The organism is Streptococcus parasanguinis (genome assembly GCF_047463195.1).
Taxonomy (GTDB): Bacteria; Bacillota; Bacilli; order Lactobacillales; family Streptococcaceae; genus Streptococcus; species Streptococcus parasanguinis_R.
The window spans coordinates 91564-104420 of the sequence record NZ_JASHEI010000006.1 but is presented as its reverse complement, the minus strand read 5'-3'; the positions used below and the strand labels follow the sequence as shown (position 1 = coordinate 104420).

Below are 12857 nucleotides of genomic sequence, written 5' to 3'. Positions count from 1 at the left end.
TATTCATATGAATCTTAAAAAAATGATGCAAGGCTTGGTTTTCTTTTTAACCAGCCTTCTTGTCTTTGTCTTTCTATTTCGTGCTTTGCTACCAACTGCATCTCCTCGCATGACCAAGCCCAAAACAGCTGCGAAAGAAATCACCTATACTTATGTAGCTCTAGGAGATTCACTAACCGAAGGAGTAGGAGATAGCACCAAGCAAGGGGGCTTTGTGCCCATCCTTGCCCAAAGCCTGTCCAATGAAAATGACGGCCAGTACCAACCTGTCAACTATGGAGTAGCTGGGAATACAAGTGCTCAGATCTTAGATCGACTCAAGAAGCAAACAGATCTTCAGAAGGATCTCAAAAAGGCGCGTGTCATGACCTTAACGGTTGGGGGAAATGATCTGCGCAAAGTTGTTGTCGATCATCTGAGTGATTTTTCTCTATCAGATATCCAAAAACCGCTCAAGAATTATACAGCGAACCTCAAAGAAATTATTACAAAGGCCAGAAAGGACAATCCCCATCTTCCCATTTATGTAGTGGGGATCTACAATCCTCTTTACCTGAATTTTCCTGAATTAACTAGTATCCAGACGGCTGTAGATCGTTGGAATGAGACGACGGAAGAAACCATCGCGCAATTTGATCAGGTCTATTTCGTTCCGATCAATGATCTGCTTTATAAAGGAATTGATGGCAAAATGGGCGTATCAGAAGTCAGTGACGGGAAGACTACCGTTATCAATGATGCCCTGTATGAAGAGGATAGCTTTCACCCTAACAATACGGGCTATGAAAAGATGAAACAAGCAATATTGGAGAAAATCAATGCCACGAAGAAAACTTGGAGTCAAAAATAATCCCATCAACGAGAAGGTCCCCTTCCTTCAAAAAATTAATATTTGGAAATGGTTGTTTTTAGGATTGGTGAGCCTTCTCTTAGCCTTTGCTATAGTCGTGCAAGGACGCTTAGCGACGCCAAGAGAAGATGTTAGTCAGCTTCATCAAGCAGTTGGCACCAAAGATGTCAAAGTTGGAACCATGACAACGACTCGGGATCAACTCAATGATACTATCAAATCGCTACTGAAAAAATATAAGCTGTCCGACTACAAGGTCTATGCGGACAATCAGCAAATCCTATTAGAAGGGCAGTTAAGTTTCTTAGGGAAGGATTATCCCTTATATATTTACTTTCAACCATCCAAATTGGAAAATGGGAACATTCTCTTGACGGTGAAGGATTTTTCAGTCGGAACCTTTCAAATTCCACAAAGGATGGTTTTGCAGCTCTTGAGCAAGAATAAAACTATTCCAGAATTTATCCAAATTTCACCAAAGCAGTCTACCATCACCATTGTATTACCAGAAATTGACAATGACTTTGGAATCTATGTCAAGGCCAATACCATTGACCTCTATAACGATAAGATCGTTTTTGATTTGTATCAGAAGAAGTAGGGTGGAAGAGGCTATTCAAATTGAATTCAAAGTCATCTTAAAAACTTTCCTTAGGCTCAATAATTCTGAGTGCTAGAAACAACCGTGTTTCTAGCACTTTTCTCATGACAAAAAGTTTCATTATATGATGTGTTTAAATGATCCTAATTGTTTATATCATTATAATTTTTTTAAGAGCATCTCGGTTTTCTTATGTAAAAACAGGATGTCTATAGACTAAGTAGAATCAAAAGCTTTATTTTGTTCTATTCAAAAAATTCAGAATATTGTAGAAAATTCTTGACATTGCTTTTTCCCTATGCTAAAATACTAAACAAGACATTGAACAAAGGAGAAAGTCAAACATGAAAACAGCTAAGTTTATTCAATTTGCTTTGTTGTTGAGGTATAAGGGCTAGTGCAGAAGCATTAGTCCTGTTTGGCTTACCAAGCGGGCAAAAACATCTCGCTTGGTTAACCGAGTGAGATGTTTTTCTTTATATCCACTACATAGAAATGAGGAGACCCTATGCGTAAAGTTGAATTTTTAGATACCAGCCTTCGGGATGGCGAACAGACTCCAGGAGTTAATTTTTCTATCAAAGAAAAGATTGCCATTGCTAAACAATTGGAAAAGTGGGGCATTTCTGCTATTGAAGCAGGTTTTCCTGCAGCTAGTCCTGACTCCTTCACAGCTGTTCAAGAGATTGCCAAGGTCTTGACCAAGACAGCCGTGACAGGTTTGGCCCGTTCTGTCAAATCAGATATTGATGCTTGTTATGAAGCCTTGAAGGATGCTAAGTATCCACAAATTCACGTCTTTATCGCAACCAGTCCGATTCACCGGGAGTTTAAACTCAACAAGACAAAGGAAGAAATCCTTGAAACGATCAAAGAGCACGTTTCTTACGCTCGCTCAAAATTTGAGATTGTGGAATTCTCGCCAGAAGATGCGACCCGGACAGAATTGGATTTCCTCTTGCAAGTCGTACAGACTGCAGTCGATGCTGGTGCTAGCTATATCAACATTCCTGATACAGTCGGTTTCACGACACCAGCGGAGTACGGTGCCATTTTCAAATACTTGATTGACCATGTCAAGACAGATCGCGAGATTATCTATTCACCTCATTGCCATGATGACCTAGGTATGGCCGTGGCCAATAGCCTCGCTGCTGTTAAAAATGGTGCCCGTCGTGTCGAAGGAACCATTAATGGAATCGGGGAGCGGGCCGGCAATGCGGCACTTGAAGAAGTAGCGGTTGCTCTCAATATCCGTGAAGACTATTTCCAAGTTGAAAGTCCGATTGTCCTTAATGAAACCATCAACACTTCTGAGTTGGTCTCTCGTTACTCTGGTATTCCAATTCCTAAAAACAAGGCGGTTGTTGGTGGCAATGCCTTCTCACACGAGTCTGGGATTCACCAAGACGGGGTTCTTAAAAATCCTCTTACTTATGAAATCATCACCCCTGAGCTGGTGGGTGTCAAGAGCAATAGCCTCCCTCTTGGAAAATTGTCTGGTCGCCATGCCTTTGTCGAAAAACTGCATGAGTTGGGACTGGAATTTACAGAAGAGGACATCAAGCCATTGTTTGCTAAGTTCAAATCTCTGGCAGACAAGAAACACGAGATCACAGATGCCGATATCCGCGCCCTTGTTGCCGGTACAGCAGTGGAAAATCCAGAAGGATTCCAATTTAATGATCTCCGCTTAACCACCAATGCAGACGAAACGATTACAGCAGCGGTTAGCCTCCGCAATGAAGAAGGGGAAGTACTTGAATTCCTTGCCAATGGTCAAGGATCGGTTGAAGCCATCTTTAATGCGATTGATAAATTCTTCAACCAAACCGTTCGCTTGACATCGTATAATATCGATGCAGTTACAGATGGGATCGATGCCCAAGCCCGTGTCTTGGTATCCGTGGAAAATGTCGATACAGATACGATTTTCAATGCCTCTGGTTTGGACTTCGACGTATTGAAAGCCTCTGCCATCGCTTATATCAATGCTAACACGCTGGTTCAAAAAGAGAATGCGGGTGAGATGGGACGAGCTGTCTCCTACCGTGATCTTCCACAAGCCTAAGAGGAAATAAACATGACAAAGAAAATTGTAACACTTGCAGGAGATGGGATTGGCCCTGAGATCATGGCAGCTGGACTAGAGGTCCTCGCAGCCGTCGCTCCCAAAATCGGCTTTGATTATAGTCTAGAAGACAAACCTTTTGGGGGTGCTGGGATTGATGCTGCTGGCCACCCACTTCCCCAAGATACTCTAAAAGCAGCTAAAGGAGCGGATGCTATTCTTCTCGCAGCCATCGGGAGTCCTGAGTATGACAATGCTCCTGTTCGTCCAGAACAAGGCTTGCTTGCTATTCGTAAGGAATTAAATCTCTTTGCCAATATTCGTCCTGTACGGATTTTTGACGCCTTGAAACACTTGTCTCCTTTGAAGCCAGAGCGTATCGAGGGTGTTGACTTTGTGGTCGTGCGTGAATTGACAGGTGGGATTTACTTTGGAGAGCATATCTTGAAAGAAGATACAGCGCGTGATATCAATGATTACAGTGCAGAAGAAATCCGTCGGATTATGCGCCAAGCCTTCAAGATCGCGCAAGGACGTGGTAAGAAAGTGACCAGTATCGATAAGCAAAATGTCCTTGCAACTTCTAAATTGTGGCGCCAAGTGGCAGAAGAAGTGGCTAAAGAATTTCCAGATGTGACCTTAGAGCACCAGCTTGTCGATAGTGCGGCCATGATCATGATTACCAATCCAGCCCGCTTTGATGTTGTAGTGACAGAGAATCTATTCGGAGATATCTTATCTGATGAATCGAGCGTCCTTCCAGGAACACTAGGCGTGATGCCATCTGCTAGTCATTCTGACCAAGGACCAAGTATGTACGAACCGATTCATGGTTCAGCACCTGATATTGCTGGTCAAGGCATTGCCAATCCGATTTCCATGATCCTGTCCGTTGCTATGATGCTCCGAGACAGTTTTGGAGAAACAGCAGGTGCAGAAATGATCGAAGAAGCTGTCAATCAAACCTTGAATCAAGGAATCTTGACACGGGATCTAGGTGGTCAGGCTTCTACTGCAGAGATGACTGCAGCCATTATTGGGAATCTCTAAGATGACATGGAGAGATCGCTGTTTAGTTGTTATTGCTATTTGGAATAGTATCGTATTTCTGACCTATGGTTTAGATAAACGAAAAGCTATCCAAAAGAGGTGGCGGATTCCTGAAAAGGTCCTGTTACTTGAGAGCTGGCTGCTTGGTGGATTCGGAGCTCTACTAGGTGGATATCTCTTTCACCACAAGGTGCGGAAATGGTATTTTCAAGCCACCTGGTGGGGCAGTAGCCTTCTTTTAGCAGGTGTCCTCTTTCTAATCCTTCAATGGATTTCCTAATAACAAGATAAATGGAGAAAGACAATGAGTGGAAAATCTATCTTTGATAAACTTTGGGACCGCCACGTGATTACAGGAGTGGAAGGACAACCCCAACTCATGTATGTGGACCAACACTATATCCACGAAGTGACGAGTCCGCAAGCCTTTCAAGGATTACGGGATGCAGGACGCAAGGTTCGACGACCCGATTTAACCTTTGGAACCTTTGATCACAATGTTCCAACGGTCAATATTTTTGATATTCGAGATGTGATTTCAAAAGCCCAGATTGATAAATTAGCTGAGAATGTAGTGGACTTTGGTATTGATCATGCTGCCCATGGTTCTGCTAAGCAAGGAATCGTTCATATGGTGGGCCCTGAAACCGGTCGGACCCAGCCTGGGAAATTTATTGTCTGTGGAGACAGCCATACCGCAACCCACGGAGCCTTTGGTGCCATTGCCTTTGGAATTGGAACCAGTGAAGTGGAGCATGTCTTTGCTACCCAAACCATCTGGCAAGTCAAACCAAAGAAAATGTTGGTTGAATTCACTGGAACCCCACAAAAAGGGATCTATTCAAAGGATTACATCCTAGCTTTGATAGCGCGCTACGGGGTTGCTTGTGGAGTTGGCTATGTCGTAGAATATCGGGGAGAAGCAATTGATCGCTTGACCATGGAAGAACGCATGACCATCTGTAACATGTCGATCGAGTTCGGGTCCAAAATGGGGATCATGAATCCAGATGAGACGACCTTTGACTACCTCCGAGGACGCGAATGTGTGCCAGATGATTTTGAGGCCGCAGTAGCTGATTGGAAGACTCTGGTTAGTGATGACGACGCCGTTTATGATAAGGTCATCCGTATGGATGTATCTGATCTTGCTCCGATGGTGACTTGGGGAACCAACCCTTCTATGGGAGTGGACTTTGAGACTCCTTTTCCAGAGATTCGAGACATGAATGATGAACGAGCTTATCATTATATGGATCTTGAACCTGGCCAAAAACCAGCAGACATTGAATTAGGCTATATCTTTATCGGTTCTTGTACCAATGCGCGTCTCAGCGATTTGGAGTTGGCAGCCAAGTTTGTGAAAGGCAAAAAAATTGCGCCAAACTTAACTGCTATTGTGGTACCTGGCTCTCGTCCAGTTAAGCAAGCCGCTGAAAAATTAGGCTTAGACAAGATCTTCATGGATGCGGGCTTTGAATGGCGTGATCCAGGATGCTCCATGTGTCTAGGAATGAACCCAGACAAGGTTCCAGATGGCGTCCACTGTGCTTCTACTAGCAACCGGAACTTTGAAGATCGTCAAGGATTTGGGGCTAAGACCCATCTCTGTAGCCCAGCAATGGCTGCAGCAGCAGCAATCGCTGGTCGCTTTGTCGACGTGCGACAAATGCCAGAAGTCGAGTAAAAGGAGGAAGCATGGAGAAATTTACCATTTATACAGGAACTACGGTTCCTTTGATGAACGATAATATTGATACCGACCAAATCCTCCCCAAGCAATTCTTAAAGTTGATTGATAAAAAGGGTTTTGGGAAATACCTCATGTATGCTTGGCGCTATTTGGATGACCAATATACTGAGGATCCAGATTTTATCTTTAACAAGCCGGAATACCGCAAGGCGACCATTTTGATCACTGGTGACAATTTTGGGGCTGGTTCCTCTCGGGAACACGCAGCCTGGGCTTTAGCTGATTATGGCTTTAAAGTCGTTATCGCCGGATCCTTCGGAGATATCCATTACAATAATGAGCTCAATAATGGCATGTTGCCGATTGTCCAACCACTAGAGGTTCGTCAAAAATTGGCAAGTTTGAAGCCGACAGATCCAGTGACGGTGGATTTGGAAGAGCAGAAGATCATCTCACCTGTTGGAGAGTTTTGCTTTGAGATCGATCAAGATTGGAAGCATAAATTGCTCAATGGGCTGGATGATATCGGAATTACGCTTCAGTACGAAGACTTGATCGCAGCATATGAGAAGAATCGACCAGCTTACTGGCAATCATAAAATTGTATACTTAATTACGAATTTTCTGAAAATACATTGAAATTGAGACTAGTTTTTGATACAATACTAAAAAGAATAGAAAAGGAAAGAGACTTATGACAAAACACATTCAATGGGACGGACAACTTTCACAAGAAGGATTTGATATTTTGAAAGGAGAGGGTGGCTGTATCGTCTGCCCTACCAAAGTTGGCTACATCATCATGACCAGTGACAAGGCTGGCTTGGAACGGAAATTCGAAGCCAAAGAACGCAACCGCAACAAACCAGGTGTGGTTCTCTGCGGAAGCATGGATGAGCTTCGTGCCCTTGCGCAATTGAATCCTGAAATTGAAGCCTTCTACCAAAAACATTGGGATGAAGATATCTTGCTTGGTTGTATCCTTCCTTGGCGTGAAGATGCCTATGCAAAATTGCAAGCTTTCGGAGATGGACGTGAAGAACTCATGACAGATGCTCGTGGAACTTCATGCTTTGTCATCAAATTTGGTAAAGCTGGTGAGCAAATCGCCAAAGAAATGTGGGAAAAAGAAGGCAAGATGGTTTACGCTTCTTCAGCCAACCCTTCCGGTAAAGGAAACCGCGGGAAGGTTGAAGGAATCGGTGAGCGTATCGAAGGTGCTGTGGACTTGGTCATCGAAGCCGATGATTATGTAGCTTCTATCCAACCAGACAAGACCATTGAAACTCGCTATGAACAAGGTGTGATGGTCTCTATGGTTGATGCGGAAGGAAAACTCATCCCAGAACAAGGAGCAGGTAGCCGTTCTGTCAATACTTGTCCAGTCGTCATCCGTAAAGGATTGGATATTGATAAGATCATGATGCACTTATCTGATCATTTCAACTCTTGGAACTACCGCCAAGGGGAATACTATTAAGAAACAGAAAAAAGCATTCCATTTGGGATGCTTTTTTTGTGAAAGGATAAAAGATGGTATAATAAAGTCAAACGATGTTCCAATAGAAGAGGAGTTAGTATGGTCTCCAGAAAAGCATTTATCGATAAAGCCAATCAGGAAGGTTTTTCCTTCAACATCCAAATCCCATGGTGGACGTACAATAACTTCAAGTCATTGGTTCGAAGAAAAAGGCTCTCTGAGGAGCAACTCTATCAGATCTTTCTTTTACTTTGTAGAGAGGTAGAAGACCGGCAAATGCAAGCTGTAGTGAATAAGAGGAAGTATCAGACCGGATTTTATGTAGCTGCATGCAATGGCCGCGAGTTCCGCTTTGAGTTTGCTTTCAAAAAGAATCAAGAACTAAGAGTTTATAATCTCTTTGAGACAGTCAATGGTCGCAAGAAACTAACCCTGATGGACCTGCTTGATTACATTATGGATTGACGATGTATAGAAACAATAAGGGTTCACTACAGATTGACAAAAGAAAGAGTGGTTCTATGATTTCAAGAGATGCATTTTTAGAAAGAATCAATCAGGAGGGCTTCTCATTTAGCATTGAAATTCCTCGCAGAAGTTTTTCGGATTTTACATCATTAGTTCGGAGAAGAAGAATTTCAGAAGAGGACCTCTATCAGCTGTTTTATAACTATTGTCAGGAGCTAGAAAACTGTTTGAAAGAAGCAGGGGAGAAACGACGCTTGCTCTTCAATAAGTTTCCAGTTAGCCCCGTTCATGATAAATATAAAACGAAATTTGATACAGAGGCACCCAACAGACGGGAGTTCCGCTTTGAGTTTGTCTTTAGCAATGACAATCGTTTAAAAGTTTATCATCTTATCGAAACTGTTAATGGTCGTAGGAAAAAAACACCTATGGAAATACTGATGGACCTAGTCGATGCTTTATAGTGGATACTGATCTAAGAGAAATCTTATGAGATACCTATTTCTTCTTGATTCCATTGGGCCTAGTGACTATAATGAGTGAGTTTAATAAAGCTACAGGTAGACTCTTGTTCCTCTGATTGTTTACTCTTACTTTTTTATGTTGCTACTATTTGTAATCATCACAGCTCCAGTAGTTTTATTAAACCGACCTTTCCTATTTGATCGCCTAATAGCTAGTAGTTATTGAAGTACGGTTGGGAAATAGACAAAAGACAAAAAGGACTCTATTTTTACGTTAGAGACCTTTTTGACAAGTAGGGGTTGAACTGTAAAGCTGGAGAATGGTAGTAAGAGTTTTCTAACTGCTTGAAATTTGGTACACTAGAGCTATGAAGATAGAAGATACTATAAAAAAAGCAATCATTTTAGGCGCTACAGGAGGGATTGGCCGGCAATTAGCGAAAGAATTGGCACAACGTTTGGAGCATCTGATTTTAGTGGGTCGCGATGCTGACAAACTCTCCCAAGTCCAAAAAGAACTAACTGGGAGTAAGGCGCAGCTTTCAATCCTAACATTAGATATGCTAGATCAAGTGGCTCTAGAAGCTTTTGTAGAGAGTCTAGAAGCTGATCTTCTCGTCAATTGTGCGGGACTAGCCTATTTTTCCCTAGGATGTGACCTTGATTCAGCTAGTGAGCAAGACCTCTGGCAAGTCAACTACCATAGACCAGTCCAGCTAATCAAGCAGGTGGTGCAAAAGAATCAGAAGATCCAGCTGGTCCAGCTGTCTTCGTTGGCAGCTCTTTTTCCTCATCCCTATCTAGCAGCCTACAGTGCTAGCAAGGCTGCCTTGCAGACCTACACTCTTGCTCTCCAGGAGGAACTGAGGCAATCAGATTCCCAGGTCCAGCTAGGTCTCTATATTCTTGGACCAGTCCAAACAGCTATTTTTCCAACTAAACTAGTAGAAGCATTGGGAGGTAGTCGCTTGCAGATGAAGCCTGAGAAAGTCGCTCAGCAGTTGATCCGATTCATAGAAGGGGATACTTCCTATGCTGTTATCGGCCTTCGCTATCGCTTGCTAGTTTGGCTAGGTCGACTACTTCCCCAAAGGTGGATCATCCGTCTCCTTGCTATATATTTAAAAAAGGGACTGAATAGATGAAATTTGTATTTATATTTTTAGCCGTTGCTTATCTTTTCTTATTTCTCATCCGTTGGTTGCTGTCCTTTACTTATTATAAAAGAGGTCAGGCTCATATTGCGGACTTTCCAGAAGAGCTTTTTACAGTGGTTCAACCCATCCTCTCAGGGGATCCTCGTTTAGAAAGTGATTTGCGGGCCAATCTCCAGCAAACTGAAGCAGTAGAATTCTACTGGTTGATTGATCAGTCTGATATAGAAGCCCAGCGAGTAGCAGATCGGATTTGTCAAGACGCATCCTTTGCCCACCGCATTCGAATTTTTCTCATTGAGGACGTCCCTCAGGGGATTAATCCCAAGAGTTACAAGATTGAGCAGGTTGTAGAGGAGCTGACCCGGCCTTATCTGATTGTTTTGGACGATGATAGTGTGATTGATTTTTCTAAAATGGGTGAGCTGACCGCCTATTTGGGTCAAGAGGTCATTCTGACAGGTATTCCTTATAACCAGGAGAGAAGCAATTTCTGGTCCAAGCTGGTCGCAGCATTTGTAAATGGCAATTCTTTTATTACCTATTTTACCATGGCAGAAGTTGAGGCGAATCACTCCATCAACGGGATGTTCTATATCCTACCGGTAGAACTTGCAAAAGACCAGGGGCTCTTCACAGCGATTAAGGATTTTCTATGTGATGATTTAGCCGTGGCCGATTTTTTAAGGAGTAAAGGAGTATCCATTATCCAAACAAGGGTCACCTGTAATGTTCGAACGACTATCAAGGATGCCAAGCAATATTTGCTCCAGATGAAGCGTTGGCTTCTCTTTAGCTCTATCTACCTCAAAGAACACCTGGATTGGAAGCTGTTTAGTCTCATAGGTTTACCGAGTTTTCTACCTCTTCCAGGTTTGATCCTAAGTCTCATTTTAGGATGGCCTTATCTTCTTCTAGCCTTAAGCTTACTGGTATTCAAGGCAGTATGGATGCTCCTCTATCGGCAAAGCATTCTATCCAATCGCCTACACTTGGATGAAGTCATCTATGAAGTGCTGAATGATCTCCTGCTTCCTTGGTTGTTTGTCTATGTTCTATTGACTCCTCCTGTGATAAACTGGCGGGGACGGAAGATTCGTGTGACGGACGGAAAGATTCGTTATGAGTAAGATGAAGTCCTATCTAGACCGTTTGTCTGACTTATCTCTTGATCAGACCATGCTAGACTCTAATCGCTTGGTTCTCTTTCTCAGTGGGAGCAGTGATGTCACTTGTGCCGGGCTGACAGCTGGGCAGCTAGACCTCCTTCATGCGATTTGTCCATCAGGCTATTCAGTAGTAGCCAGCAATTTTCCCTTCAATCAAGATTTTGAACATATAAAGTTTCCTCAAGTATCCCTACTGTCGGCTTCTGCATCCAATATCATCTATTATTGGCATACCATTTTGAACTCTCGCTTTCAAAAGCTCTTACAACAACACTTGTCTCCCTTATTGGAAGCGCAGGAGGTGGTTCTTATTTGTAAGAGTTCAGGGGTTAATATGCTGACGCAGTGGCTAAGAAGCGTAGGGAAGGAGGTATCCTTACCAAGGTTGCGCGTGATAGCGCTTGGCCCTGTTTCCCAGCTTCTTTTACGTCAAAAGGAGGTAGAGGTATTGGTTATCAAAGGCAAAAAAGATCCTTATTCACGAATTTTGGACCGCCATTCAGCGGATATCCAAGTGGATACGAATCATTATAGCTATGAATACAGAGAAGATGTGAAAGGAATCATTTATGACTGGATTAGACAAAGTGATAAAAATCGATGTGATTAGCGTCCCCTTTAGTGGTCATTTATTTCCGACTTTGACTTTGGTCAAGCCCTTGCTGGAGGATCCTCGTTTTCAGGTTCGAGTCATCACAGGTTTTCAAAAAAAGGAATTGGTCGAGCAGATTGGTTTCGAATGCCTTGCCTTGTTTCCTGACCGTCCGACAGTCATGGAAGATATAGCCAATACAGCCAAGCAAGCAAATCTCTTTATCATGTACCAACAATTAGGTGCTAATAGCAAACTGATTCCTGAAGTTTTCAACGAGATAAATCGAATTTGGGACTCTGAAGGACAACCAGACTTGATTATTGCAGATTTTGTAGCCGCTCCTGCTGGAGTTTTAGCAGATCGTTTGGGCATTCCCTGGATTACGACCATTCCAAGTCCAGTAGCGATCGAAAGTCGCACGACTACCCCTGCATATCTAGGAGGATGGAAACCGCACCAGGGGACCTTCTACAAGTGGAGAGATGCTCTGGGTAGGCAAGTCATCCGTCTAGCAAAGAAGGTTGGATTAGCGCTGGTTAAGAAGAATCTCGATACCCTACAGGATTTTAAACTCTACCGTGAAGATGGGACAGAAGCCATCTATTCTCCGTACTCAATCTTGGCTCTAGGCATGAAAGAGTTGGAGTTTCGAGATGATTTTCCATCCCAACTCAAATGGATTGGTTATCGCTGTCTCTCTTTTGACCACCTTCCTCAAGAACAGAAACAGTATTTTATGAGTTCTAAAAAGCGGGTCCTGGTCACTTGCGGCACTCATTTAAAATGGGAAAAAGAGCGGATGGTGGAGTTGGCAAAGCTTTTGAGCCAAGAACATCCTGACTATGTCTTTTACGTAACCCTAGGCGACCCTAGTGGTTTGGATCATCCACCAAGGATGTTGTCAGATAATCTTCTGATTTTTGATTACCTCCCTTATTCAGATGTTCTGGATCAAATGGACTTTTCTATTCATCATGCAGGTGCTGGGATTTTGATGGGGTGTATCGAAGAGGGGATTCCTAGTCTGATTTTGCCCCAGGACTATGACCAGTTTGACAATGCGGTTCGGGCTGAGTTATTCCAAGTAGGATTGGTATCTCGTAAAAAGACAGATTCCGAAGTTTTGTGCTTATTTAATGAATTGGTTTCTCGGGAAGATTGGTCGCACCTAAAGGCTCTGGCTCAGAAAAGCAAAGCCTACCAGCCAACAAAGATTCTTTATCAAGAAATTGAGAGACTCCTGAAAGTGAAGTTATAGAAGA

14 protein-coding genes are annotated in these 12857 nt (G+C 43.0%); all 14 read left to right on the top strand.

What is annotated here, in order from left to right:
* Positions 1 to 7: 7 nt before the first annotated feature.
* On the top strand, positions 8 to 850 hold the full coding sequence (locus tag QM870_RS06725) for an SGNH/GDSL hydrolase family protein (protein ID WP_024055931.1): 843 nt from the start codon (positions 8 to 10) through the stop codon (positions 848 to 850).
* Positions 819 to 1451 (top strand): YpmS family protein, encoded by a 633-nt coding sequence (locus QM870_RS06720; protein ID WP_414369144.1) that lies wholly within the window; start codon positions 819 to 821, stop codon positions 1449 to 1451. The genes QM870_RS06725 and QM870_RS06720 overlap by 32 nt, the downstream gene beginning before the upstream one ends.
* 508 nt (positions 1452 to 1959) lie before the next feature.
* On the top strand, positions 1960 to 3522 hold the full coding sequence (locus tag QM870_RS06715) for a 2-isopropylmalate synthase (RefSeq protein ID WP_049522559.1): 1563 nt from the start codon (positions 1960 to 1962) through the stop codon (positions 3520 to 3522).
* A gap of 12 nt (positions 3523 to 3534) precedes the next feature.
* Positions 3535 to 4572: a 3-isopropylmalate dehydrogenase gene (gene leuB, locus QM870_RS06710; protein ID WP_049473039.1), complete on the top strand. Its 1038-nt coding sequence runs from the start codon at positions 3535 to 3537 to the stop codon at positions 4570 to 4572.
* 1 nt (position 4573) lies between these two features.
* Positions 4574 to 4852 carry a DUF1294 domain-containing protein gene (locus tag QM870_RS06705; protein ID WP_414369142.1) on the top strand — a complete coding sequence of 93 codons (279 nt, stop codon included), beginning with the start codon at positions 4574 to 4576 and terminating at the stop codon, positions 4850 to 4852.
* A gap of 24 nt (positions 4853 to 4876) precedes the next feature.
* On the top strand, positions 4877 to 6259 hold the full coding sequence (leuC, locus tag QM870_RS06700; RefSeq protein WP_023917999.1) for a 3-isopropylmalate dehydratase large subunit: 1383 nt from the start codon (positions 4877 to 4879) through the stop codon (positions 6257 to 6259).
* 11 nt (positions 6260 to 6270) lie between these two features.
* Positions 6271 to 6864 carry a 3-isopropylmalate dehydratase small subunit gene (gene leuD / locus QM870_RS06695; RefSeq protein WP_201087864.1) on the top strand — a complete coding sequence of 198 codons (594 nt, stop codon included), beginning with the start codon at positions 6271 to 6273 and terminating at the stop codon, positions 6862 to 6864.
* A gap of 95 nt (positions 6865 to 6959) precedes the next feature.
* Positions 6960 to 7745, top strand: coding sequence for an L-threonylcarbamoyladenylate synthase (locus QM870_RS06690; protein WP_201087863.1), 786 nt, complete (start codon positions 6960 to 6962; stop codon positions 7743 to 7745).
* A 99-nt stretch (positions 7746 to 7844) separates the two neighbouring features.
* Positions 7845 to 8210: a hypothetical protein gene (locus QM870_RS06685; RefSeq protein ID WP_414369139.1), complete on the top strand. Its 366-nt coding sequence runs from the start codon at positions 7845 to 7847 to the stop codon at positions 8208 to 8210.
* A gap of 56 nt (positions 8211 to 8266) precedes the next feature.
* On the top strand, positions 8267 to 8677 hold the full coding sequence (locus QM870_RS06680; RefSeq protein ID WP_414369137.1) for a hypothetical protein: 411 nt from the start codon (positions 8267 to 8269) through the stop codon (positions 8675 to 8677).
* A gap of 368 nt (positions 8678 to 9045) precedes the next feature.
* Positions 9046 to 9822, top strand: a complete 777-nt coding sequence (locus tag QM870_RS06675; RefSeq protein ID WP_414369135.1) for an SDR family NAD(P)-dependent oxidoreductase — start codon at positions 9046 to 9048, stop codon at positions 9820 to 9822.
* The gene (locus QM870_RS06670; RefSeq protein WP_414369133.1) at positions 9819 to 10961 is read left to right on the top strand and encodes a glycosyltransferase family 2 protein; all 1143 of its coding nucleotides are present in this window, start codon (positions 9819 to 9821) and stop codon (positions 10959 to 10961) included. The genes QM870_RS06675 and QM870_RS06670 overlap by 4 nt, the downstream gene beginning before the upstream one ends.
* Entirely contained in the window at positions 10954 to 11610 is a 657-nt protein-coding gene (locus tag QM870_RS06665; protein ID WP_414369131.1) for a hypothetical protein, read from the top strand. The genes QM870_RS06670 and QM870_RS06665 overlap by 8 nt, the downstream gene beginning before the upstream one ends.
* Positions 11570 to 12853, top strand: coding sequence for a glycosyltransferase (locus tag QM870_RS06660; RefSeq protein ID WP_414369129.1), 1284 nt, complete (start codon positions 11570 to 11572; stop codon positions 12851 to 12853). Before QM870_RS06665 ends, QM870_RS06660 begins: the two co-directional genes overlap by 41 nt.
* Positions 12854 to 12857 lie beyond the last annotated feature (4 nt).